25 protein-coding genes are annotated in these 23,867 nt (G+C 69.6%); 23 read left to right on the top strand and 2 right to left on the bottom strand.

The genetic code is table 11. The features are described 5' to 3' along the window. The first annotated feature begins 120 nt into the window (after positions 1-120). The 3 genes from ACWIGI_RS27925 to ACWIGI_RS27915 all read left to right on the top strand — a co-directional run bounded on the left by ACWIGI_RS27925 (position 121) and on the right by ACWIGI_RS27915 (position 2,430). Complete coding sequence (locus ACWIGI_RS27925) at positions 121-1,218, top strand: zinc-dependent alcohol dehydrogenase family protein (RefSeq protein WP_454205460.1); 1,098 nt, start codon at positions 121-123, stop codon at positions 1,216-1,218. A gap of 65 nt (positions 1,219-1,283) precedes the next feature. Further along, positions 1,284-1,898 (top strand): hypothetical protein, encoded by a 615-nt coding sequence (locus tag ACWIGI_RS27920; RefSeq protein WP_454205459.1) that lies wholly within the window; start codon positions 1,284-1,286, stop codon positions 1,896-1,898. A gap of 13 nt (positions 1,899-1,911) precedes the next feature. Next, on the top strand, positions 1,912-2,430 hold the full coding sequence (locus ACWIGI_RS27915) for a hypothetical protein (RefSeq protein ID WP_454205458.1): 519 nt from the start codon (positions 1,912-1,914) through the stop codon (positions 2,428-2,430). A 25-nt stretch (positions 2,431-2,455) separates the two neighbouring features. Here ACWIGI_RS27915 and ACWIGI_RS27910 read toward each other — a convergent pair whose 3' ends face one another. Further along, a complete protein-coding gene (locus tag ACWIGI_RS27910) occupies positions 2,456-3,190 on the bottom strand; it encodes a VIT1/CCC1 transporter family protein (RefSeq protein ID WP_454205457.1) in 735 nt (244 codons plus the stop codon). A gap of 251 nt (positions 3,191-3,441) precedes the next feature. On the opposite strand from ACWIGI_RS27910, the gene ACWIGI_RS27905 reads away from it, so the two are divergent. The 16 genes from ACWIGI_RS27905 to ACWIGI_RS27830 all read left to right on the top strand — a co-directional run bounded on the left by ACWIGI_RS27905 (position 3,442) and on the right by ACWIGI_RS27830 (position 19,323). Continuing rightward, on the top strand, positions 3,442-6,285 hold the full coding sequence (locus ACWIGI_RS27905; RefSeq protein WP_454205456.1) for a Na+/H+ antiporter subunit A: 2,844 nt from the start codon (positions 3,442-3,444) through the stop codon (positions 6,283-6,285). Between the two features lie 13 nt (positions 6,286-6,298). Beyond that, complete coding sequence (locus ACWIGI_RS27900) at positions 6,299-6,682, top strand: Na(+)/H(+) antiporter subunit C (protein ID WP_454205455.1); 384 nt, start codon at positions 6,299-6,301, stop codon at positions 6,680-6,682. Beyond that, positions 6,679-8,283 (top strand): Na+/H+ antiporter subunit D, encoded by a 1,605-nt coding sequence (locus ACWIGI_RS27895; RefSeq protein ID WP_454205454.1) that lies wholly within the window; start codon positions 6,679-6,681, stop codon positions 8,281-8,283. The genes ACWIGI_RS27900 and ACWIGI_RS27895 overlap by 4 nt, the downstream gene beginning before the upstream one ends. Continuing rightward, a complete protein-coding gene (locus ACWIGI_RS27890) occupies positions 8,270-8,794 on the top strand; it encodes a Na+/H+ antiporter subunit E (protein ID WP_454205453.1) in 525 nt (174 codons plus the stop codon). The genes ACWIGI_RS27895 and ACWIGI_RS27890 overlap by 14 nt, the downstream gene beginning before the upstream one ends. 4 nt (positions 8,795-8,798) lie before the next feature. Then, complete coding sequence (locus ACWIGI_RS27885; RefSeq protein WP_454205452.1) at positions 8,799-9,062, top strand: monovalent cation/H+ antiporter complex subunit F; 264 nt, start codon at positions 8,799-8,801, stop codon at positions 9,060-9,062. Continuing rightward, the gene (gene mnhG / locus ACWIGI_RS27880; RefSeq protein ID WP_454205451.1) at positions 9,059-9,385 is read left to right on the top strand and encodes a monovalent cation/H(+) antiporter subunit G; all 327 of its coding nucleotides are present in this window, start codon (positions 9,059-9,061) and stop codon (positions 9,383-9,385) included. Before ACWIGI_RS27885 ends, mnhG begins: the two co-directional genes overlap by 4 nt. Positions 9,386-9,865: 480 nt before the next feature. Beyond that, a complete protein-coding gene (locus ACWIGI_RS27875) occupies positions 9,866-10,717 on the top strand; it encodes an ABC transporter permease (RefSeq protein WP_454205450.1) in 852 nt (283 codons plus the stop codon). Then, positions 10,717-11,580 (top strand): ABC transporter permease, encoded by an 864-nt coding sequence (locus ACWIGI_RS27870; protein WP_454205449.1) that lies wholly within the window; start codon positions 10,717-10,719, stop codon positions 11,578-11,580. The genes ACWIGI_RS27875 and ACWIGI_RS27870 overlap by 1 nt, the downstream gene beginning before the upstream one ends. 3 nt (positions 11,581-11,583) lie before the next feature. Continuing rightward, the gene (locus tag ACWIGI_RS27865; protein ID WP_454205448.1) at positions 11,584-12,612 is read left to right on the top strand and encodes an MlaD family protein; all 1,029 of its coding nucleotides are present in this window, start codon (positions 11,584-11,586) and stop codon (positions 12,610-12,612) included. Then, positions 12,609-13,607, top strand: a complete 999-nt coding sequence (locus ACWIGI_RS27860) for an MlaD family protein (protein WP_454205447.1) — start codon at positions 12,609-12,611, stop codon at positions 13,605-13,607. Before ACWIGI_RS27865 ends, ACWIGI_RS27860 begins: the two co-directional genes overlap by 4 nt. Then, entirely contained in the window at positions 13,604-14,626 is a 1,023-nt protein-coding gene (locus ACWIGI_RS27855; protein ID WP_454205446.1) for an MlaD family protein, read from the top strand. Before ACWIGI_RS27860 ends, ACWIGI_RS27855 begins: the two co-directional genes overlap by 4 nt. Next, positions 14,626-15,708: an MlaD family protein gene (locus tag ACWIGI_RS27850; protein WP_454205445.1), complete on the top strand. Its 1,083-nt coding sequence runs from the start codon at positions 14,626-14,628 to the stop codon at positions 15,706-15,708. Before ACWIGI_RS27855 ends, ACWIGI_RS27850 begins: the two co-directional genes overlap by 1 nt. Further along, a complete protein-coding gene (locus ACWIGI_RS27845; RefSeq protein ID WP_454205444.1) occupies positions 15,705-16,769 on the top strand; it encodes an MlaD family protein in 1,065 nt (354 codons plus the stop codon). Before ACWIGI_RS27850 ends, ACWIGI_RS27845 begins: the two co-directional genes overlap by 4 nt. After that, positions 16,766-17,722 (top strand): MlaD family protein, encoded by a 957-nt coding sequence (locus ACWIGI_RS27840; protein WP_454205443.1) that lies wholly within the window; start codon positions 16,766-16,768, stop codon positions 17,720-17,722. The genes ACWIGI_RS27845 and ACWIGI_RS27840 overlap by 4 nt, the downstream gene beginning before the upstream one ends. A gap of 25 nt (positions 17,723-17,747) precedes the next feature. Then, on the top strand, positions 17,748-18,407 hold the full coding sequence (locus ACWIGI_RS27835; RefSeq protein WP_454205442.1) for a hypothetical protein: 660 nt from the start codon (positions 17,748-17,750) through the stop codon (positions 18,405-18,407). Positions 18,408-18,510: 103 nt separating this feature from the next. Continuing rightward, the gene (locus ACWIGI_RS27830; protein WP_454205441.1) at positions 18,511-19,323 is read left to right on the top strand and encodes a nuclear transport factor 2 family protein; all 813 of its coding nucleotides are present in this window, start codon (positions 18,511-18,513) and stop codon (positions 19,321-19,323) included. Position 19,324: 1 nt separating this feature from the next. Here the strand turns inward: ACWIGI_RS27830 and ACWIGI_RS27825 are convergent, their stop codons facing one another. Continuing rightward, positions 19,325-20,350, bottom strand: a complete 1,026-nt coding sequence (locus ACWIGI_RS27825) for an AraC family transcriptional regulator (protein ID WP_454205440.1) — start codon at positions 20,348-20,350, stop codon at positions 19,325-19,327. Between the two features lie 70 nt (positions 20,351-20,420). On the opposite strand from ACWIGI_RS27825, the gene ACWIGI_RS27820 reads away from it, so the two are divergent. The 4 genes from ACWIGI_RS27820 (at position 20,421) to ACWIGI_RS27805 (ending at position 23,782) form a co-directional block, all read left to right on the top strand. Next, positions 20,421-21,914 (top strand): flavin-containing monooxygenase, encoded by a 1,494-nt coding sequence (locus ACWIGI_RS27820; RefSeq protein ID WP_454205439.1) that lies wholly within the window; start codon positions 20,421-20,423, stop codon positions 21,912-21,914. Positions 21,915-21,939: 25 nt separating this feature from the next. Then, positions 21,940-22,584, top strand: coding sequence for a hypothetical protein (locus tag ACWIGI_RS27815; protein WP_454205438.1), 645 nt, complete (start codon positions 21,940-21,942; stop codon positions 22,582-22,584). A 245-nt stretch (positions 22,585-22,829) separates the two neighbouring features. After that, a complete protein-coding gene (locus ACWIGI_RS27810) occupies positions 22,830-23,303 on the top strand; it encodes an Rv3235 family protein (RefSeq protein WP_454205437.1) in 474 nt (157 codons plus the stop codon). Positions 23,304-23,437: 134 nt separating this feature from the next. Beyond that, the gene (locus ACWIGI_RS27805) at positions 23,438-23,782 is read left to right on the top strand and encodes a histone-like nucleoid-structuring protein Lsr2 (protein ID WP_454205436.1); all 345 of its coding nucleotides are present in this window, start codon (positions 23,438-23,440) and stop codon (positions 23,780-23,782) included. Positions 23,783-23,867: the final 85 nt, after the last annotated feature.

Here is a 23,867-nt window from a genome sequence, read left to right as displayed (position 1 = left end):
TCCACTGTGTGCGCGGTCGCGCCGCGCCGCGATTCCCCGGAGGGAATGACGGCTGCTGCCCCCGGATCATTCCCTCCGGGGAATCGCGGCGGCGCCCGGGCGCCGCACACACTCGGTGCCATGAGCAACGAACTCGATCAACGCACTCCCGATGTCGGCACTTCCCTTGCGGCGGAGGTGCTTCCGGCAACCGACTCGAACGAGGCCCGGGCCTACCGGGCGGAACCGCTGCGCGGCCTGGACGGCCTCGTGCTCGGCACCCGGCCGGTGCCGCGTCCCGGCCCGGGGCAGGTCGTGGTCCGGGTCCGCGCCACCTCGCTCAATCGCCGCGATCTCATGCTGCTCGAGGGTTCCTATCCGGTTCCGCTGACCCCGGGCATCGTGCCGCTGGTCGACGGCGTCGGCGAGGTGGTCGCCGTGGGCGCGGGGGTGCGCCGGGCCGCGCTCGGGGATCGCGTCTCGGGTACCTACTTCGTCGCCTGGAACGACGGCCCGCAGACACTCGCCCTCGCCTATCAGCAGTACGGCGCCAACAACGCGGGCTGGCTGGCGGATTACATTGTGCTCGAAGAGGATTCGGTCGTGCACGTGCCCGCGCATCTGACCGATGTGGAGGCCGCCGCCATGACCTGTGCCGGTCTGGTCGCCTGGTCGGCGCTGACCAAGCCGGTGCCGGTGGGGCCGGGGGAGACGGTGCTGACCGTCGGCACCGGACCGGTGGGGCTGTTCGCCGTCCAGTTCGCGAAACTGCTGGGCGCGCGGGTCATTTCGATCACGTCCTCCGGTGCCAAGGCGGCTCGGCTGCGTGCGCTCGGTGCCGACGAGGTCGTCGATCGTTCCGTCACCCCGGCCTGGGAGCAGGTGGTCCTGGACCACACGGGTGGCGACGGGGTGGAGCACGTGGTGGACGCGGTCGGTCTGCTCACCCTGCCGAAATCCCTTGCGGCAGCGGCCTACAACGCGCAGGTGACCCTGATCGGCGCGTTTCCCGCGCCGCCGGGCACCGAACCGGCCGACCCGCTCGGCGGCAAGTTCCTGTCGGTGCGCCGCATCGCCGTGGGCAGCCGCGCCGACCACGAGGCCATGAACGCGGCCGTCGCCGCGCACCGCCTGCGCCCGGTCGTCGACCGCGTCTTCCCGTTCGACGAGGCGATCGACGCGTACCGCTACTTCGCCGGCCAGGACCCGTTCGGCAAGGTGGTCATCACCGTCGACTGACCGGGGCACGATCATCGGCGAACTTTCGGCAATGCTGCTCAATAGATATTGAGCTGGAATATTTCGTGCCCGTCGAGCGCATTCAGGTTTTCGGCAAACCTGTGTACGGTGCGGAGAAGTACGAGCTTTTCGGATCGGCGGCAGCGCTGCTCGAACGAAGGAGTTCCGCGGTGGCACCGAGCACCATGCAGGAGAAACCCCCTGCGAGACCGAACAACGACGGCACCCCCGGCGTCACCGAGCCGGGGGAGATGTCGGTGCGGGCGGTGATCGTCATGGGCGCGCTCGCCATCGGCATCGCCTGTCTGCTGGTCGGCGGCGGCCTGCGCGCCGGGCTCGGGGGTTCTCCCGGCGGGGCCGAATCGTCCACGACCACCCCCGGATCCAAGTCCTCGACCACCCAGCCGGTCGATTCCGTGCCACCGCCCGCTCCCGCGCCCGAGCCCCCGCCTCCGCCGCCGCCCGCGCCGGAGCCGCCCCCGCCGGTGGAAGCGCCGCCGCCCGCTCCCGAACCCGAACAGCAGTACATTCCGCCCGCCCCGGCCGAGGCCCCGCCGCCCGAGCCCGCGCCGCCGCCGGAACCCCCGCCCCCGCCGCCGCCCCCGGTGGTTCCGGACATCCTCGCCCCGATCCTGCCGTTCCTGCTGCCCCCGCCACCGCCCCCGCCGCCCGCCCCGTAGGAGGTAGACCGCCATGCTCGGTAGCGTTCACGAATCGACGCCGGCCGACGAGGGCGACATCGATCCCCGGGCACTGGGCACGGTGGCCCTGGCCTCCGGCCTGATGGTGCTGGCGATCGGCGCGGGCGTGCTGCTCACCCGCTCCGGCGACACCGGCGCGGCCGAGTCGACCCCGACGGTCGCCCCGCCCCGGAACACCGCCCCCGCGTTGGTGATTCGGGTGCCCCAGGCCCCCGTCGCCGGGGTGCCGACGATGGTCGGGGTCCCGCCCGTCGCCGGCATCCCGCCGGTGGATGGTGTGCCACCCGTTGCCGGCGTACCGCCGGTGGCCGGTGTACCGCCCATCGAAGCGGTGCCGCCGGTCGACGGCGTGCCGCCGATCCCCGCCCCGCCGCCCCTGGACGGCGTGCCGCTCCCACCCATGGGAGAGGCCGCCGAGGCCGGCGTGCTGCCACCCCTCGACGAGCCCACGCCCGTGGAACCCGCTACGCCGCACCCGGTGGATCCGCCGATCCTGTTGCCGCTGCCCTGATTTCGGCGCAGCCCGCCGGCTGCGTCTAGATCCCCGAGACGTCGGCGATCTGTCCGATGCCGTACGTCACGGCCATGGCCAGCGCGCCGCCGACCACCACGCGCAGCACCGCACGCCGCGGATCGCTGCGACCCAGGCGGGCGCTCACCGTCCCGGTGACGGCCAGGGCGACGAGAACCGCCACGAAGGTCACCGGGATCCGGTACGACACCGGCGGGAGCAGGATCGCGAGGAGGGGGAGCAGCGCGCCGAGGGTGAAGGCCACCGCGGAGGACAGCGCCGCGTGCCACGGGTTGGTGAGTTCGGTCGGATCCAAACCCAATTCGGCTTCGGCGTGCGCGCGGAAGGCGTCGTGCTCGGTGAGCTCGGCGGCCACCCGGCGCGCGGTCTCGGGGGACAGGCCCTTGCCCTGGTAGATCTGCGCCAGTTCGGCGAGTTCGTAGTCCGGTGATTCGGCGAGTTCGCGCCGCTCCTTCGAGAGCAGCGCGCGTTCACTGTCGCGCTGGGTGCTCACCGAGACGTACTCACCGGCCGCCATCGAGATCGCGCCCGCGCTGAGTCCGGCGATGCCCGCGGTGAGAATCGCGGAGGTTCCGGTGTTCGCCGCGGCGACGCCCACCACCAGCCCGGCGGTGGAGACGATGCCGTCGTTGGCCCCGAGCACCCCGGCCCGCAGCCAGTTCAGCCGGGTGGCCAGCCCCTCGGTCGAATGGGGCTCGTGCGGATGAACCTGCCCGTCCGAATCGGTCGTATCGGTCACGCGAAAAGCCTAGGCGTCCGGCCGGGCCGATCGACGCGACGGCACGCCGCCATGATGTTGCCCACAGTGACGCGCCCGGTGCCGGGCACCGGGCGCACCCGGCGTTCGCACAGGTGGGCCGGGGTGTCGCCGGGCCCCGGCGATCGGCGACGCGCCAGGGCTCCTCACCAGCACGATTGCCGGGCGATGTCCGAATTTGGATAGGATCCTCTCGACTTCCCGTCGACGTCCCGCCGACCATCGGAGCCGATTTGCTGCCAGTCCTGCTCGCACTCGCGTTCGCCGCCTTGGCTGCGCCGTGGTGCGTCCGGGTCTTCGGTCGCGACGCCTTCTTCGGTCTGGCCCTCGTCCCCGCCGCGGGTTTGGGCTGGGTCATCGCGAATTGGGGCTCCACGCAACAGGTTCGGATCGAGTGGGCGCCCGAGATCGGCATGAACATCGATCTCCGCTTCGATTCGCTCGCCGCGATCATGGCCAGTCTGGTGCTCGGCGTGGGCGCGCTGATCCTGGCCTACTGCGCCAGATACTTCGAGAACGACGAACCCCGTCTGGGGGTGTTCGCGGGTCTGCTCACCGCCTTCGCGTGCGTCATGTTCGGCCTGGTGACCAGCGACAACATGCTGCTGCTCTTCACCTTCTGGGAACTGACGACGGTGCTGTCGTTCCTGCTGGTCGGGCACTACGCCGACCGCCCGGACAGCCGGCGCGCCGCCATCCAGGCGCTGCTGGTGACGGGTGCGGGCGGGCTGGCGATGCTGGTCGGCATCGTCATCCTGGGCGAGGCCTACGGCAGCTACCTGCTCTCGGATCTGCTCGCCGCGCCCGAGATGCCCACCGGCACCGCGGTCGATGCCGCGGTCGTGCTGGTGCTGGTGGGCGCGCTGAGCAAGTCCGCGCTGATCCCGCTGCACTTCTGGCTGCCCGGCGCCATGGCCGCGCCGACCCCCGTGAGCGCCTACCTGCACGCCGCCGCCATGGTGAAGGCCGGTGTCTACCTGGTGGCCCGGCTGGCCCCGGTCTTCTCCGAGTCACCGCTGTGGCATCCGCTGGTGCTCGGGCTGGGCGTGACGACCATGGTGCTGGCCGGAATTCGAGCACTCCAGGTCACCGACCTGAAACTGGTGCTCGCCTTCGGCACGGTCAGCCAACTCGGATTCCTGGTGCTGCTGGTCGGCATCGGCACCCCCGGCGCGGCGCTGGCCGGTATGACGCTGGTGGTGGCGCATTCGCTGTTCAAGGCGTGCCTGTTCATGGTGGTCGGCATCATCGATCACAGCGCGGGCACCCGGGACCTGCGGCGACTGACCGGCATCGGCCGCCGCGAACCGGCGCTGCTCGGCGTGGCGGCCCTGGCCGCGCTGAGCATGGCCGGTATCCCGGTCCTGCTCGGATTCGTCGGCAAGGAAGCCGCGCTCGGCGCGATCCTGGACGCCGGGAATCTCACCGATGTCAGCCGAATCCTGTTGTGCGCCGGTGTGGTAGCGGGCTCGACCCTGACCGTCGCCTACAGCGCGCGCTTCGTCTGGGGCGCCTTCGCCGACAAGCCGAGCGCCGCGGACGTCGAGTTCGCCGACTGGCACCGCCCGGGCGCGCTCTTCCTCGCCCCGGCCGCCGTGACCGCGGTCGCAGGTCTGCTCGGCGGCCTCGTGGCGCCCTGGATCGACGGGCTCATCCGGCCCTACGCGGAGACCCTGTCCGGTCACGAGCCCGAGCACCTCGCCCTCTGGCACGGCTTCACCGTGCCGCTCGCGCTCACCGCGGGCATCATCGCCGCCGGTGTCGCGGTGTTCGTCTACTTCGGCCGCGGCGGTGAGTCCACCCGCTCGCTGCTCGGCAACGCCGACCGCGTCTACGACGCCACCCTGCGCGGCATGGACCGGCTCTCGCTGCGTATGACCGGATCGGTGCAGCGCGGTTCGCTGCCGCTGAGCCAGGCCACCATCCTCGGCACCATGGTGGTGCTGCCCGCGGTGATCCTGGCGACCGGCACGCGCACGGGAGTCGAACTGCGCCTGTGGGATTCGCCGCTGCAACCGGCCATCGGCGCGATCATGGCGGCCATGGCGATCAGCGCGACGATGCTGCGCAACAGGCTCGCCAGCGTGCTCGTCGTCGGCGTCACCGGCTACGGCTCGGGCGTGCTGTTCGCCCTGCACGGCGCACCCGACCTCGCGCTCACCCAGGGCCTGGTGGAAACCCTCACCCTGGTGGTCTTCGTCCTGGTGCTGCGGGCGTTCCCCGCCGAGATCGAGGACAGCCGCACCGCGAGTTTCAAGGTGCGCCGGGCGCTGCTCGCGGCGGGCGTGGGCGCCACCGTCGCGGTGCTGGCGGGTTTCGCCATCGCGGCGCGCACGGCCGAGCCGATCTGGCATCTGATCCCGGCCGCCGCCTACGAGGGCGGCGGCGGCAAGAACGCGGTCAACGTGCTGCTGGTCGACATTCGCGCGTGGGACACCCTCGGCGAGGTCTCGGTGCTGATCGTGGCCGCGACCGGCGTGGCCTCCCTGGTCTTCCGCAATCGCCGCTACGGCGCCGCCCCCCGCGCCGCGGACTCGCCCGACTACAACCCGGATCTGCCGAGCTGGCTGCCCGCCGGCCGGCTCGTGGCCCGCGAGAAGCGGTCCATGGTCCTGCAGCTCACCACCCGCCTGGTGTTCCCGACCATCATGGTGCTGTCGGTCTACTTCTTCTTCGCCGGGCACAACGCGCCCGGCGGCGGCTTCGCGGGCGGACTCATCGCCGGCTTGGCGCTGACCCTGCGGTATCTGGCCGGCGGCCGCTACGAGCTGGGAGAGGCCCTGCCGGTGGACGCCGGGCATCTGCTCGGCGCGGGCCTGACCCTCGCGGCGGGCACCGCCACCACCTCGCTGCTGCTGGGCGCGCCGCCGCTGTCCTCGGCGATCATCGAGTTCACCCTGCCGGTGTTCGGGCAGATCAAATTGGTGACCGCGCTGTTCTTCGATCTCGGCGTCTATCTGATCGTCGTCGGTCTGGTGCTCGATGTACTGCGCAGCCTGGGCGCGCGTCTGGACATCGAGCTCGGCGACACGACCGACGACGACACCGAGACGGCGCAGGAAGGTGCCCGAGCATGAGCGGTCGAATCCGATGAGCGCCAACCTGACCCTGCTGATCCTGATCGGCGTACTGACCGCCTGCGGGGTCTACCTCATCCTGGAACGCGCCATCTCCAAGATGCTGCTGGGCATGATCCTGGTCGGCAACGCGGTGAACCTGCTGCTGCTGGCGGTCGGCGGGCCGGACGGCGCTCCGCCCATCCGCGGCTACACCGATGCCACCGACACCGAGATGGCCGATCCGCTGGCCCAGGCCATGGTGCTCACCTCGATCGTCATCACCATGGGCCTGGCGGCGTTCGTGCTCGCGCTGTCCTATCGCGCGTACATGCTCACCACGACCGATGACGTCCAGGTCGACGAGGCCGACGCCGAGGTCGCCGCCCGGCGCGAGGGAGAGGACCCGGAAGATTGACCGTGTCACCGGACCTCATCCGCGTGCTGGCGCCGCTCCCGGTGCTGGTGCCGCTGCTCGCCGCGGCCGCCACCCTGGTCTTCGGCCGCATGCCCAATCTGCAACGCGCCGTGATGCTCTCGGCCCTGACCGCCCAGGTCGTCATCAGCGCGCTGCTGCTGATGCTCGCCGATCAGCACGGCACCGTCGCCCTGCAGGTCGGCGGCTGGGACTTCCCGATCGGCATCACGCTCGTGGTGGATCGACTATCGGCGGCCATGCTGCTGGTCTCGGCGATCGTGCTGCTGTCGGTCTCGCTGTACGGCTCCGGCCAGCGCCTGCGCGACAGCGGTGACGATCAGCCCACCTCGATCTACCGGCCCACGTATCTCATTCTGACGGCGGGCATCTCGGGCGCCTTCCTGGCCGGCGACCTGTTCAACCTGTACGTCGGCTTCGAGATTCTGCTGGCCGCCTCCTACGTGCTGCTCACCGTGGGCGCGACCACCGAGCGCATTCGCGCGGGCGTCACCTACGTGCTCGTGTCCATGCTGTCCTCGCTGATCTTCCTGATCGGCATCGCGCTCATCTACGCGACGGTCGGCACGCTGAACATGGCGCAGATCGCCGAGCGCACGGGCGTGGTGCCCGAGGGCATTCGCACCGCGGCCTTCGCGGTGCTGCTGGTGGCCTTCGGCGTCAAGGCCGCGATCTTCCCGCTGTCGAACTGGCTGCCGGACTCCTACCCGACCGCGCCCGCGCCGGTGACCGCCGTGTTCGCCGGGCTCCTCACGAAGGTCGGCGTCTACGCGATCATCCGCACCTACACGCTGTGGTTCCCCGACGGCGGGCTGAACGCGCTGCTCATGGTGAGCGGTCTGCTCACCATGCTCGTCGGCATCCTGGGCGCCATCGCGCAGAACGACATTCGCCGCGTGCTGTCCTTCACGCTGGTCAGCCATATCGGCTACATGGTCTTCGGTATCGGGCTGACCTCGCAGGCCGGTCTGGCCGGCGCGGTCTACTACGTCGCGCACCACATTCTGGTGCAGACGGCCCTGTTCCTGGTGGCCGGCCTGATCGAGCGGCAGGGCGGTTCCACCTCGCTGCGCCGGCTCGGCGGACTGGCCGCGGCGAGCCCGGTGCTGGCCGTGCTGTTCCTGATCCCGGCGCTCAATCTCGGTGGCATTCCGCCCTTCTCGGGCTTCATCGGCAAGGTCGCGCTGCTGCGCGCGGGTGTGCTGGACGGCAGCGTGCTGGCCTGGGTGCTGGTCGGCGGTTCGGTGGTCACCAGCCTGCTCACGCTCTACGTGGTCGCGCGCATGTGGTCGAAGGCGTTCTGGCGCCCGCGATCCCAGGCCCCGGAGGGTCATCTCGCGGCGGCCGGGACACCCACGCTCATCGAGGACAGCACCGACGTCAGCTGGGACGACCGCGTGGACCCCGGCCGGATTCCGGCGCTGATGGTGTTGTCGACCGGTGCGCTGGTCGCGGTGAGCCTGAGCCTGACGATCTTCGCCGGCCCGATCCTCGGCATCGCCGATCGCGCCGCCTCCGATCTGCACGATCCCGCGGTCTACATCACGGCGGTGCTGGGAGGTGACGCCGATGCGGATCGATAGTTCGAGCGTCATCCGGATCGGCCTGATCGGCTGGCTCGCGGTGGTCTACACGGCGCTGTGGGGCGATCTGACCGTCGCCAATCTCCTTGCGGGACTGGTGATCGGCTTCGTGATCGTCTACGGGCTGCCGCTGCCGCGACTGCCGGTCTCGGGACGGCTGCGCCTGCTGCCGCTGATCGAATTGATCGCCGTCAGTACGTATTACGCGCTGCTGTCCAGCGTGCAGGTGGCCTGGTACGCGATCCGGCCTTCGCCGCCACCGGTTTCCGGCGTGCTGCGGATCGGCCTGACCACCGACTCGGACCTGGTGCTGGTGCTGTGGGCCGATGTCATGAACCTGATTCCCGGCACGATGGTGCTGGAACTGGATCGTAAGGCGTGCGTCGCCGAGGTCCATGTCCTGGACGTCAGTCCGGCGACGGTGCGCAGCTTCTACACCCAGGCGCTGCGGGTCGAACAGATGCTCATCGCCTCGTTCGAGCGCCCGATTCCCCGACCGGTGAGGAAGTGATCCGATGGCACCCGTAGTCGCTGTCATTGCCGCGGTGTTACTCGTCGCCGCGGCCGTCATCACCAGCTACCGCATTCTGGCGGGTCCCTCGACCCTGGACCGGGTGCTGGGCATCGACTCGCTCATGGCCATCGCGTCCTGCGGGCTGGCGACCTACGCGGCGTTCAGCCGCAACACCACCGTGGTGCCCGCGATCGTCGCCCTGTCCCTGGTCGGCTTCCTCGGTTCGGCGGCGGTCACGCGTTTCCGGGTGCGTGACGACCGATGACGACCCTGCTGACCTGGCTCTCGGCGATCCTGATCCTGTCGGGTTCGGTGCTCGCGCTGACCGCGGCGATCGGCATCGTCCGCTTTCCCGACTCCCTCATGCGCATGCACGCGGCCAGTAAGCCGCAGGTCGTGGGTCTGGTGCTGGTGCTGTCCGGCACCGCGATCGAGATTCGCGACAATCGCGACATGTGGATGATCATCCTGGTCATCCCCTTCACCATGCTCACCGCGCCGGTGATCGGCCATCTGCTCGGCCGAACGGCGTACCGCGAGAACACGAATCGCGGCGAGTTGCGGCCGGTCGACAGGTCCGGCGAGTAGGTCTCACGCGTTCGGGCGGTCGACGCGTTCCCTCTGTGAACCGCGCGGGTTCGGTGTGAACCGCGCGCTGCCCGCGCCCGATCGGGCGGCCCGATTCTGGATAGCTGCCAGTTCACTACTTTCGCGGTTTGGTATGGCCGGACGCCCCGAAGCGGGTGCGCGGGGAGTTCGCCCCGCGGGCGTTCCGCACCCCGTTCATAGCCATTCCGGTCTGATAACACGTTGCAGAATCCCAGGTCACATCACGGAAATGTCCACTGAGCGGGAATGTAGCCAGGGGTACTGGTCGGTAACTTAGAGGTCTGCATCACACCTCGAGCCGATTTGTTGTAACCGGGCGTAACCATTAGCTTTGATGGCAGGCAGTGTTGCCGATCACGGAGAAGAAGATTTGAACCTCGTCACCCGGCGTCGGCTCCGACGTCTCGCCGCAGCAGTCCCGCACCGTTCCGCGGGGTCTTCGAGAACTTCGGTCCGAGGATGACCCGGACCCTGCCGGGCGAGCGCGTACGCAAGACCTCCGCCGCTCGCATCGTGCGCGACAACTTCTCCGGAACCGCGGTCGCGTCGCTGCGCACCTTCGGCCGGGCCGCGGGCATCGCCCAGGAAGCGGTGACCGGCACCTTCAGCGATATCGCGCGCGGGAAGTTCCAGTGGAAGGAAGCCATCCTGCAGGCGTGGCGGCTGGTCACGGTCACCGCGATTCCGGCCATCCTGATGGCGATCCCGTTCGGCGTGATCGTCTCGGTACAGGTGGGCAACCTCATCCACACCCTGGGCGCGGACTCGCTGCTCGGCGCGACCGGCGGCCTCGGGGTCATCAAGCAGGGCGCGCCCCTGGCCACCGGCTTCCTGCTGGGCGGCGCGGGCGCGGCGGCCCTGGCCGCGGATCTCGGGGCGCGGACCATCCGCGAGGAGATCGACGCGCTGAACACCATGGGCATCAGCCCGATTCATCGCCTGGTCATCCCGCGCATGGTGGCCATGCTGGTGGTCGCGCCGCTGCTGAACGTGCTCATCATCTTCGTCGGCGTGCTGGCCGGGTACGTGGTCGCCATCGGCGGGCAGAACGTGACCCCGGGTAGCTACTGGGCCACCTTCGGCTCCTTCACCACCACCGCCGACGTATGGATCTCGCTGTTCAAGGCCGTCATCTTCGGCTTCATCGTGGTGATCATCGCCTGCCAGCGCGGGCTCGAGGCCAAGGGCGGCCCGCGCGGGGTCGCCGACGCGGTGAACGCCGCCGTCGTGCTCTCGGTGGTCTCCATCGTGACCGTGAACCTGGTCGCCACGCAGATCACCGCCATGTTCCTGCCCACGAGGCTGGCCTGATGTCCGCGACCTACGTCCCGAAGGGACTGCACTGGGCCGCGCGCTTCTACCACCGCCGGGGACTGCTGCTGCGCCGCGTCGAGGGCCTGGGCTTCGTGCTCGCCTTCGTCTGGCAGGTGCTTTCGTCGATTCCGTTGACGCTGAAGCGGTATCGCGACGAGACCATGCGGGCCATCACCAACATGACCTGGGGCCGCGGCTCGATCATCGTCGGCGGCGGGACCGTGCCGATGATGATCGTGCTCGGCATGGTCATGGGCGCCTCGGTGGCCGTGGAATCCTTCGCGACCCTGGACATGCTCGGCATGGGCCCGGTGACCGGCCTGGTCTCGGCCTACGCCACCACGCGCGAACTCGCGCCCATCGCCGCCGCCATCGGGTTCGCCGCGCAGGCGGGCTGCCGCATGACCGCCGAGATCGGCTCGATGCGCATCTCCGAGGAGATCGACGCGATCGAATCGCTGGGCCTGCGCTCGGTGCCGTTCGTGGTGACCACCCGCGTGCTGGCGGGCGCGGTCGCCATCGTGCCGACCTTCCTCATCGCGCTCATCCTGTCGTACCTGTCCTGCCGCGGGCTCATCACGCTCGTGCACGGGTCGTCGGCGGGCGTGTACGACCATTACTTCTTCCAGTTCGTCTCCGGCTTCGATGTGATCGCGGCGGTGGTGAAGGTGGCCATCTTCGCCGTCGTCGTGATCCTGATCCACTGCTACTACGGGTTCTTCGCCACCGGCGGTCCCGAGGGTGTGGGCATCGCCTCGGGTAAAGCGGTGCGCGCGAGTTCGGTGGCGATCATCGCCCTGGACATGGTGCTCTCGCTCGCGCTGTGGGGATTCAACTCGGCCATCACGTTCACGGGGTAGGGGATGCCGAACTACGGAATGCCCGGCGTCGCCGTGGATCGCAAGCGATCCATGGCCGTCGGAGCCATCGCGGTGGCGCTGGTGCTCGCGGTCGCCGCGAGCTGGGCGCTGTACCGCGCACAGAAAGCCGAAGTGGGCCTTGCGGTCACGTTGCGCACCGAGCAGATCGGCGACGGCGTGCTCGTGGGCACCGAGGTGCGCTCGAACGGCGTGCTCGTCGGCGAGGTCACCGACATCACCCCGGACCGGCACGGCACCCAGCGCATCGAACTGCGCCTGGACGACGCCAAGCTGTTCGGGCTCGACGACAGCCTGCGGGTGGACTACGCGCCCGCGAACCTGTTCGGCATCAGCGAGATCGACCTGCGGCGCGGTCCCGGCGGCGCTCCGCTGCGCGCGGGTGCGCTCATCGATCTGACCGGCGCCAAGGCGAGCGACGTCTACGACGCCACCATGGGCTCGATCCTGCGCAGTGCCTCGCGGGTCGGCGATTCGGTGCTGACCCCGCAGATGGCCTCGGTCATCGCGCAGGCCGCGGCCGACACCGAGGCGCTCATGCCGCTGGCGCAGGCGCTCATCACCGCGACCCGCACGGTCGCGGACAACCAGACGATGCCGCTGTCACGGCTGGTGGGTGAGCTGGGCCCGGCCTTCGACGGCGGCGGCCGGTTCGCCGGCGCGACCGTCCAGGCGGTGGACATGATCCTGAGCATGCAGCGCCTGGAGAGCAATCGGGCGGAGTACGACGCGGGCCTGGCGATCGTCACCCAGCAGCTGCTGCCCACGCTGGCGGGCACGCTCGGCACCGCGGGCACCGAATTGTCCGGTCTCACCGACATGCTCGCGCCGGTGCTGACCATGCTGGCCCAGATGCTGCCGCGCCCACAGCAATCCGCGGCCGAGCTGCGCACGCTGCTGCAGCGGTTGCACGCGGCGATGCCCGACGACGGGCAGGGGCCGGTGCTGAATCTCGAGGTCGATCTGCACGGCGTGCCCGCCGTCGCGGTGCCGCTGCTGGGAGGTGTGCGATGACGGTCAAGGGTGCGGCCTGGCGGCTGGGCCTGTTCGCCGCGGTGATCGGGGTGGTGCTCAGCCTGGTGCTCACGGCCATCTCCCGGCCGGTCTCGGGGGAGACCGAGAACCACGAGGCCCTGTTCACCGACGCCAACGGCCTCAAGGTCGGCGACGACGTGCGCATGTACGGCGTGCAGGTCGGCAAGATCAAGGAGATCGAACTCGCGGGCGCGCAGGCGCTGGTGCGGCTCTCGGTCAAGACCGACGCCCCGATCTACGACAACAGCAAGCTGGCCATTCGCTACCAGAACCTCACGGGGCAGCGGTACATCGATCTGCAGCAGCAGCCGGCGCCCGGGACCCGCCTGGCCGCGGACTCCCGGATCGGCACCGATCGCACCGTGCCGTCCTTCGACGTGACCAGCCTGTTCAACGGCCTGAAGCCGGTGCTGGCCACCATTTCCCCGGAGTCCATCAATCAGTTCAGCGCCAGCATGGTCGCGCTGATCGAGGGCGACGGCAGCGGCATCGGCCCGGCCATGGACGCCATCGGCAAGCTCGCCGCCCACGTGGAGAACCGGCAGCAGGTCATCGGGACGCTGATCCGCAACATGTCCGATCTGGACGATCGGCTCAGCGGCCGCATCCACTACCTGGTGCCGCTGCTGGCGCGGCTCAGCGACATCTTCGAAGCGCTGCAGGCCAACATCGGCGGGCTCGCGCAGTTCGCCATGACCGCGCCGTCGGTCCTGGGCCCCATCGACAGTCTGCTGCGCACGCTCGGCATCAGCAGCGGAAACGACGTGGACGCGCTGATCCGGCAGATCTTCCCCGACGCCCGCGAGGCGGTCGAGGTGTTCGGCAGGCTGCCCGCGGTGCTGACGGCGGCCGACGCCGCGGCCCCCGCGAACGCCACCGGCTGGAAGCCGGTGTGCGCCAAGGGCAATGCCGAACTGCCGGAGCTGGTGCAGGTGCTGATCTCGGGACAGCGGGTGGCGATATGCAACGGATGAGTCTCGAGCGCCTGCGCGCGGCGCTGCGGCGCGGGGACATGGTCATCGACGACGGCACCCGCAAGCGGCGCGAACTGCGCCGCGGCGTGATCGGCGCGGTCCTGCTGGTCGCGGCGCTGGTCGCGGTCGGTGTGCTGTTCGTGGTGCCGTTCGGCAAACAGACCTACACCGCGGAGCTGTCCGAGGCCCAGTCGGTGAAGGTCGGGGACGACGTGCGCATCGCGGGCATCTCGGTCGGCGAGGTGAAGACGCTGGAGCTGCAGCCCGATCGCGTCGTCATGACCTTCACCGTGGATTCCGATGTGTTCCTGGGTGATCAGACCTCACTGGACATCCGCATGCTCACCATCGTCGGCGGTCACTACGTGGCCGTGTTCCCGGCGGGGGACCGGGCGCTGGGGTCGTCGGCGATTCCCGCGGACCGAGTTCGCCTGCCCTACAGCCTGGTTCAGACCTTCCAGGACGCCGCGGCCCCGCTCGCCGCACTGGACGGCAACAGCCTCAACCGCAATCTCGCCGCGCTCGGCGACTCCTTCGAGGCCGCGCCGGAGAGTCTGCGCACCACGCTGTCGACCGTCGGCACCTACGTGGACATGCTCGAGCGCCAGCGCACCCAGGTGTCCAACGCGGTCGCGGTGGCCGACGAGTACGTGACCATGTACGACGGCGCGAAGACCGACCTCGGCAGGCTCATGGACAACGCGAACCTGCTCGTCACCGTGCTCGAGGCCAAGCACAGCGAGATGTCCGAGGCGCTGCGCCTGCTCGGCGGCGTGGTGGGCCGGCTGGCCGGCGCGCAGCCCGCCTGGGACGAGTCGCTGAAGACCAAACTGACCGACGCGATAACCCAACTCGAAGAGCTGGGAACGCGTTTCGAGCCGACCTTGGCCGCCGCGCAGAGCCTGCAGCACCGGTTCGCCGAACTGGTGATCCCCGAGGACGGCGTGCACGTCGACGGGTCCCAGCAGACGGTGACCGTGCCGCCGGTGTGCGTGCCGGTGCCCGGAAAGGACTGCTGATGTTCAAACGCATGCTCGGCTCGCAGGCGTTCATGTCGGTCGCGGGCGCGGTCCTGGTGGCGGTGCTGGCCACGGTCGGCTACTTCGTCTACTTCGACCCGATGAAGAAGACCCAATCCTATTGCGCCCTCATGCCGGACGCGGTCGGGCTCTACGTGGGCAACAAGGTGACCATGCGCGGCATCGCGGTGGGCACGGTGGATTCCATCGCCGCCGAGGGCGCCAAGGTCAAGGTCGCCTTCTCGGTGGACGCGAAGTACCCGGTGTACGCGGACGCCGCGGCCACCACGGTCGCCGACTCCATCGTCGCGGATCGCAATCTGGCGGTGCTGTTCAGCGGTAAGAATGCGGCGCAGTGGGATTCGAGCCGGTGCATCGACAAGACGCTGACTCCCAAGAGCATCACCGAGACGCTGTCCGCGATCGCGGATCTGTCGGCGCAGTTGCAGGCCGCGGAGTCCCCGAACGCCCTCGAGCACGGTCTGGCCGGGCTCGACACCGCGACCGCCGGGGCCGGGCCGCAGATCAACGAGATCGTCAAGAAGCTCGGGTCGGCCCTGGCCGCGCCCGACGCCGACATCGGGCATCTGGCGGGCATCTTCGACGCCTTCGCCTCGGTCGGTGCGAAGGTCGAGCAGCACTGGGGCGATCTGCGGTCCATGCTGCTGCGCCTGGCGCCCGCGCTGAACAACGCGAGCACCGAATTGCTCGGTCCCGGTGCGGAATTGATCGACAGCCTCGGTCAGGCGCTGCCGATGCTCAACGACCTGATCACCATCGCCGGTGATCCCATCATGCGCGCCCTGGACGACACCCTGCCGCTGGTGCGGTTGCTGCGCGCCAACGTCGGGTCGCTCTCGGAGATCATGCTCAAACTTCCCGTGCTGACCGATGCCGCGCGCTCGCTCATGGGCGACGGCGTCGCCTACGGCTCCCCGCGCGCGGCGCTCCCCGTGCCCGAGGCCGATCGGGTGTGCTCCGCGGTGAACGCCCTGACCCCGGGCGCGTGCACGAATTCCGCCGACGGCATGGTGAACGTGCCGCTGGTGCCGCTGGTGCTCGACATGGCAGGTGCGCGATGACGATTCGAACTTGGCGGCGCCGCGCCGGCGCCGCGATCCTGTCCGCCGGGCTGCTGGCCGGTGCCGGCGGCTGCGCCTTCGACCCGTCGTCGGTGCCGGTACCCGGCACCACGGTCTCGGGCCCCACCTACCGGGTGCACATCGAGTTCGCCAACGTGCTCAATCTGCCCGCCCGCGCCAAGGTCATCGCCAACGGCGCGCAGGTCGGGTCGGTCGCCGGTGTGCGCGTGGTGGATTCGGTGCGCGCGGGTGGCGGTCGCGGCGGCTACGTGGTGGTGGACGCCGACATCTCGACCGATGTGCGGCTGCCCGCGACCACCGTCGCCGAACTGCGGCAGAACACCGTGCTCGGCGACATCCACCTGGCCCTGACCACGCCGACCGACGGCTTCGGGCAGCTGCTCGCCGACGGCGGCACCATCGCCCAGGAGCGCACCCGCCCGCCGGTACAGCTGGAGGACACCATGGCCGCGCTGGCCGCCTTCACCCAGGGCGGTGCGGTGAATCAGTTGCAGGACATCATCAATCGCTTCAACACGGTGCTGCCCGCGGATCCGAACGAGACCAAGCGCATCGCGCAGAACGCGGCCGCCAACGCCGAGGATCTGGCGGCGAACCTGGACGCGATCGACTCGCTGCTCGCGGGCCTGGCCACCAACGCCCAGGTGCTGCACGACGGGGTCGGCTTCCTCGATCACGAGTTGAGTCAGCAGTCGGTGGACGCCATGACCGGCGCCACCGAGTCCATTCGCGGTGTGGCGCAGATCTTCACCGCGCTGGGGCAGATCGGCGGCGCGCTGCCGTGGCTGACGCCGGTGGTCACCGCCGCCGACGGCGCCGCGCAAGCCTTCGTGCCGCTGGCGATTTCGGGCAGCCCACTCGACACCTCGGTGCCCTCCAATCTCTCGCTGCTGGTCGCGCTGCTGCGGGACAAGCTGATTCCCTTCGTGGAACGCGGCCCGAAGGTGAATGTGACCGGCGTGCGGGTGGATTCGGTATCCAAGGACGACCAGGTCGGCGCTATCGTCTCGACCCTGCGCATGATCGGAGCGGTGCGATGAAGTGGGGATCGCTGGCCTCGCTCGGCGGAATCGCCGCGGTCACCGTGGTCGGCGCGAGCTATCTGACCTTCGGTGTGGTGCGGGCGGATCCGTTCGCCGAGTTCACCCACGCCTCCATGGTGCTGGCGAATTCCGGTGGGCTCAGCGTCGGTTCGCCGATTCTGCTGACCGGTATGCGGGTCGGGCAGATCACCTCGGTGGAGGGCACGGCCGCGGGGGTCGAGGTCGGCTTCCGGGTCGACGCCGATCGTCGCGTTCCGACCGACAGCGTCATCAGCATCGAACAGCTCTCGGCGCTGGGCGAACCGTACGTGGAGATCCGGCCGAAGACCGGGAACGGGCCGTACCTGCGCGACGGCCAGCGCCTGGACACCGCCACCATCAAGTCCCCGCTCTCGATTCCCGAGGTCTCGCGCCTGGTCAACCAGGTCATGAACCAGCTCGACCCGAAGGTCGCGGCCTCGCTGGCGAGCACCCTGGGCGCGGCGTTCGAGGGCACCGAGAGCGTGATGCCCCAGCTCACGCGCGCCGGTGACCTGCTGGCTTCGGCGATCATGAGCCGGGAGCCGAAGATCGCTCAGCTACTGAACAGCTTCCAGGCCGCGGCCTCGAACATGGACGGTATCGGCGCGGCCACGGCGGCAGCCGCTCCCGCGTTGGTGCAGTTCACTCGGTCGCTGGAAGAGCTGGTCAACGCGGTCGGTAGACTGGTCGACCAGACCCCCGGACCGCAGTCCTACGTGGATAGCAATGGTCTGGCGCCCTTCCTGGCGAAGCTCACCGAATGGTTGCGGCAGGCCGGTCCCGAACTGAACAGCCTCGCACCGCAGCTGCAGCCGCTCGCGGACGCCGCGCGCACCACCGGCCCGCAGCTCGATATCAGCGCCCTGATCTCGCAGGCCCTCGCCGCCACCGGCGAGAGCTCGGTGCGGGTGCGGGTCAACGTCAAGTAGCAGTACCCGAAGAAGGAGAACGCGGATGTCCCAGGACACCGACCCGAAGGGCACCGGCCCCGGCGATTCCGAGTCGGTGGCCTCCGCGGGCGCCACCGCGTCGCCTGTCGATCTCGGCAAGGCGGCCGCCGCCCCGGCGTCCCCCGCCGCACCGGCGGCCGGTGCGCCGAAAACCTTGCAGCTCAAGGTTTCCACCCTCGGCCTGGCCGCGGCGGCGGTGCTGCTGATCGGCGCGCTGGTCGCCACCAGCGCGCTGTGGCTGTCCGCGCGGCACGACCTGAACTCGAACGAGGCCGCGGCGGCCGACACCCGGCACGCCGAACAGGTCGCGACCGACTACGCGGTGGGCGCCTCGAATATCGACTTCACCGACCTCACCACCTGGAACGGGCGGCTCAAGGCCAACACGACCGCCCCGCTGGCCGCCAAGTTCGACGCCACCGCGCCGAAGCTGCAGGAGATCCTGGTCCCGCTGAAGTGGACCTCGAGCGCCACCCCGGTCGCGGCCAAGGTCTCGGCCCACGACAACGGGATCTACCAGGTGAACGTCTTCCTCAACGTCACCTCGACCAACGCGCAGAACCCGGACGGTGTGCAGACCACGGTCACCTACAACGTCACCGTCGATCCGTCCCAGGACTGGAAGATCACGAACGTGGGCGGAAATCTGGTGCCGAGCCAGTAGCGAACGGGCGGAGTAACGCCGCACACGTCCGCTCCCGTTCCCGAGACCCGGGTACGGGGCGGCCGGTATCATCGCGCGCGCTTGCCGATCACCTGGAGGAACCGTGCCCGCGAATCCCACTGCCGCCGAACTGCTGGCGACCGTCGAAGCCTCACCGCAGGCGGTGGGGGTGCACGACCGGGCCGCCTGGGTCGGCCTGTTCGCCGACAACGGCAGCGTCGAGGATCCGGTGGGTTCGCGCCCGCACATCGGCCGCGCGGCCATCGAGCGCTTCTACGACACCTTCATCGCGCCCAACGGCATCGCCTTCGACGTCACCAACGATGTCGTCTGCGGCATGACCGTCTTCCGGGATCTGACCATCGCCACCACGATGTCGACCGGGGTCACCCTGCACGTGCCCATGCACCTGCGCTACGACCTGGCCGAGGTGGACGGTGCGCTGAAGATCCGTGCGCTGCGCGCGCATTGGGAGCTGCCCGGCATGATCGCCCAGCTGATGGGCTCGGGCGCGCAGGGTCTGCTGGCCGGCGCCAAGCTCGGGCCGCAGTTGGTGAGCAACCAGGGTGTCGGCGGCGCACTGGCTTTCATGAAGGGGATGAGCAGCGTCGGCAAGGCCGGCAAGCACGCCGCGGCCCGGCTGCTGGACGCCATCGGCCGGGGCGAGGTCGCGGGCGCGCACGCGGCGCTGGCGCCGGTGCCGCAGCTGTCGTGGGCGAGCGACGAACGAATGTCGCTGGAGGACTTCACCCTTCGTGCCAAGGGCCTGCGCTGGAGCAAGCCGCTGGCGGCCGGTCGCAATGTCACGGCCACCGTGGAGACCCGGGAAGGCCGGGGTATCGCGCAGCTCGATTTCACCGAGCGCGGCGCGCGGATCACCGGCGTCCGGGTGTTCGTGCCGAGCCGGCAGTTGTGAGTCAGGCGGGCTGGTCCCGGGCGGCGCTCTCGCGCCGGATCGCCGATGGCGTCGCGCCCCACCAGCGCCGGCAGCAGCGCGTGAAGGTCGACTGTTCGGAGAGCCCGACCAGCGAGGCCACCTGGCTCATGGGAATGTCGGTGGTGGTCAGATAGCGTCGCGCCTCCGCGCGCCGCACCTCGTCGAGCAGGGTCGCGAACGAGGTGCCCTCGGCCGCGAGCCGGCGCTGTAGCGTGCGCGGGTGCAGCGTGAGCAGCCTTGCGACAGCGTCGATTTCGGGCGCGGCGGTGCCGAGCAGTTTCTGCAGCGTGGTCCGCACCCGCGGCGTGAGCGCCGCGGCGGCGCCGCCGGACTGGCGGGACAGGAAGGCCATGGCGAGCTGGTGCAGATTCTCGTCGCCGCCCGAGAGAGCCCGGGTGGCCAGTGACGCGGGCACCCGCAGCAGCGCCACCGGCCGCTCGATCCGCACCGGGGCGCCGAAGAATTCCTCGTACACCGCGATCGGGGCGGCGGGCCGGTACGGCAGTTCGACCGAGCGCAGGCCGTAGCGCGGTTCGGCGAGCCGCGCGATCGTGTGGTGCACGAAGGCCAATCCGACATCGGTGCCCTGGACGGGGATGGGCAGACCGGGCTCGGTGACGGTGTAGCGCAGCGCGATCACCCCGCGATCGCCGTACGGATCCGGTTCCATGGTGAGACTGAGCGAGCGCGCGTGCACGAACAGGTAGCGCGAGGTGCACTCCAGGACGTCGGCCAGGGTGGGCGAGTTGCGGATGGCCAGCGCCAGCGGGCCGAGCATGTCCAGGTCCTGGCGCAGGGAGATGCGCAGGCCCAGATCGGGGCAGTGCAGCCGATGGGCGGCCAGCTCCATGACCGCGCCGACCGCCTGGTCCGGCACCAGCAGATCGTCGGTGTCCAGGGCCTCGATGGGCAGCCCGCACAGGGTGGCGAGCTCCTCGGGATCGCCGCCGAGCTCGGCGACCGTGGCGCGGAATCCGCGCAATCCGGCGGATCGAATGACCGACATGTCGTCCAGAATCAAATACTTGTCGTGCAGAGTCAAGAATGGGCCGAGCGGCCGTCACAGACTGGAAGGCATGAGCGCCGCGACTGCCCCCGCCGAACACCTCGATGTCGTGATAGTCGGAGCCGGGCTGTCCGGCATCGGCGCGGCCTATCGACTGCAGACCGAGCATCCCGGACGCAGCTACGCCATCCTGGAGAGCCGCGCCAACCTGGGCGGCACCTGGGATCTGTTCCGCTACCCGGGCGTGCGCTCGGACTCGGACATGTTCACCCTGGGCTACCCGTTCAAGCCCTGGGTCGAGGCCAAGTCCATCGCGGACGGGCCGTCGATTCTGAGCTACATCGCCGAGACCGCGGCCGAGAACGGCATCGACCGCCATATCCGCTTCGGCACCAAGGTCATCGGCGCGCACTGGGACAGCACCGCCGCGCACTGGGAACTGACCCTGGAGGAGCGCACCGGCGCCGGGGTCGAGCAGCGCACCCTCACCTGCGGATTCCTCTACTCCTGCGCGGGCTACTACGACTACGACCGCGGCCACTCACCCGACTTCCCCGGCCTGGACGAGTTCGCGGGCACCGTGGTGCACCCCCAGTTCTGGCCGCAGGACCTGGATTACACCGGGAAGAAGGTCGTGGTCATCGGCAGCGGCGCGACCGCGGTCACGCTGGTGCCCGCCATGGCCGAACAGGCCGAGCACGTCACGATGCTCCAGCGCAGCCCCACCTGGATCTCCGCGGTTCCGGGCCGGGACAAGGTCGCGGACAGCATCCGGGAGAAATTGCCGCCGAAGCTGGCGCACCGGGTCATCCGTACCAAGAACATCCTGTTCAACATCGGCTTCTACCAGTACTGCCGCCGGCGTCCCGAGGCCGCGCGCAAGCTGCTGACCGGACTCACCACCCGCATCCTGAAGGACCGGGACCTGGTCGCCGAGCACTTCACCCCCGAGTACGACCCGTGGGATCAGCGGTTGTGCGCGGTGCCGGACGCCGACTTCTTCAAGGCCATGCGCAAGGGCCGCGCCGATGTGATCACCGATCACATCGAAAGCTTTGTGCCCGAAGGCATTCGGCTGAAGTCGGGCCGGGTGCTCGAGGCCGACGTCGTGGTCACCGCCACCGGTCTGCAGCTGCTCGCCTTCGGCGGGATCGAACTGCACGTGGACGGTGCTCCGGTCCAGCTGTCCGACGAATTCGTCTGGCAGGGCACGATGCTCACCGGCGTGCCCAATTTCGCGGTGTGCATCGGCTACACCAACGCGTCCTGGACGCTGCGCGCCGACCTGTCCTCGCGGTTGGTGTGCCGCGTGCTGGACTTCATGGATCGGCAGGGCTACCGCGCGGTCGTACCGCAGCCCGACCGGACGTTGCGCGAACGGCCGCTGCTGGATCTGGCCTCGGGGTACATCCAGCGTTCCATCGGGCAGTTCCCGCGCCAGGGCGATCGGCATCCGTGGCAGGTGCGCCAGAACTACCTGATCGACGCGGCCACCACCATGCGCACCGATCTGCGCAAGACGCTGCGGCCGGTGACCGCCGGCAAGGCCCTGCAGCGGGTCTGAGACGCCCCTGGCTAGCATCGGGCGTATGAGTTCCACCTGGAAATTAACGGCCCTGGTGGCGGCCGCGATGCTGGGCACGATGGCCGTGGCGGGTTCCGTTCACGCCGCCCCGCCGGCGGCCGCGGCCGATCCGTGGACGGTGCCCGCGGCCCCGGCCGAGACCGCGTCGATCATCGTGGCGTACAGCTTCGGCAATCGGATACCCGCCGGGGCCGATCCGGCGCGGACCGTGGGTGAACCGGGACCGGTCAACACCGAACTCGCGGCGGCGGTGGTCGCCGCGCGGGGCGGACGCGGCGTTCCGATCTACGCGCAGACCGAGATCGCCGAGGTGCTGCGCACGGCCTACGGCCTGACCGACGTCGTCGTCATCGACCCGGATCGGGCGGCCGACGGCACCCTCGTCTATCTCTCGACCGACGGGGTGGCGGCGAAGATCGCCGAGCTGAGGGGCGGTGCGGTGGCCGGTGAGCGGGCGGCGGTGGTCGCCTTCGCGGACCACCTGTGGCGCGCCACCCGCACCACGGCCGCACACGGTTTCGACGCCTTCGCACCGGCCGGCGTCGCCATGCCGAATCGGTACGATCCGCAATCCGGACAGCTCTGGACGACGAGTCCGCTGCTGTACCTGCCCACCGACTTCGCGGGCAGACTGGCGCTGCTGCGGTAGTTCGCCCGGCGGGCAGGCCGATCGGGGGAGTGCGAGGTGCGCCGGCCCGGATGCGGTCCGGCGGATGGTGGCCGAGGATGATCCGGAGAGCGCGGCGGCCGGGCGACGATCGGGGGGTGGCCATGGGTTCGGACGGTGGATTCCTGTCACGCGCACCGGGGTTGGAGCCGCCGTTGCGGCTCCGCGGTTGTCCGGCCGAAAACTGGACGGGCGATTTACCCACGTGCGCAACACATTGGCAAACAATGGTTCGCGACCATTCGGTGTCGCACACGCGCCCGGTCTCGTGTCGCAATGGCGTCATCCGAAAAACGGTCGCCGGGCGCGCCGGAACCGTTGCGCTACAACGGGTAATAACGGCTTCGCAGCCTGCGAAATCGGTCACTTCCGGCGAAGCGCTCGCCGGGGCAAGGCAATTCGCCCGTGCGGCGCTGCGCGTGGCGCTGGAGGTGCTGGACGGTCGCCGGCCGCCGGCGCAGTTGCGGCCGCTGGCCGAGGGGCCGGTGATCGCCGCGTTGAGCACGCTGGTGAGTACGGGATCGGCGCCCGGGCGTGAACTCGGCGGCGCGACCCTCACCAGGGTGGATGTGATCATGACCGAGTCGCGGCGGGGGGAAGTGTGTGCCGCATACGATCGAGGAATCCGACATTTCGCCCTTGCCGCGCGCATTGTTCGCGGTCGATCGGGGTGGCGGTTGACCGCATTCCGGGTGTGCTGAAGACCGTCTGGTCTGCGCGGTAATAGCAGAATAGTCTGATCTCGGGTATTTCCAAACGTGCCTGGTTTGAAACCTTCCAGTCATGGCATTAGCATTTCGGCGAATAGCGGCACCTCTACGTGGAAGGGCAGTCCATGGCGAAGAAAGTCACCGTAACTCTGGTTGACGACTACGACGGCGAATCGAAGGCCGACGAAACCGTCTTTTTCTCGATCGACGGGATGGATTACGAGATCGACCTGTCGATCAAGAACGCCGGCAAGTTGCGGGAGTCGCTGGAAGCGTGGACCGAGAAGGCCCGCAAGGTGGGGCGCTCCAAGCAGCGCAAGGTCGCCGTGGCGGGTGGGCGTGCCCGTCCGGCGGTGGATCGCGAGGAGAGCACCGCGATCCGCGAGTGGGCACGGGCCCAGGGACATCAGGTGTCCTCCCGGGGACGCATCCCCGCGGAGATCGTCGAGGCGTACCAGCGCTCGAAGTAAAATAACGGGAAAATCCCGTAGTGAAATTCGGCCGGAGCCGGTGCCCGATGGGTACCGGCTCCGGCCTTATAAAGAGGTTCCACCA

The organism is Nocardia sp. NPDC055321, from assembly GCF_053645575.1.
Note: the sequence above shows the minus strand (reverse complement) of the source record. Positions and strands in the feature narration are given on the sequence as shown.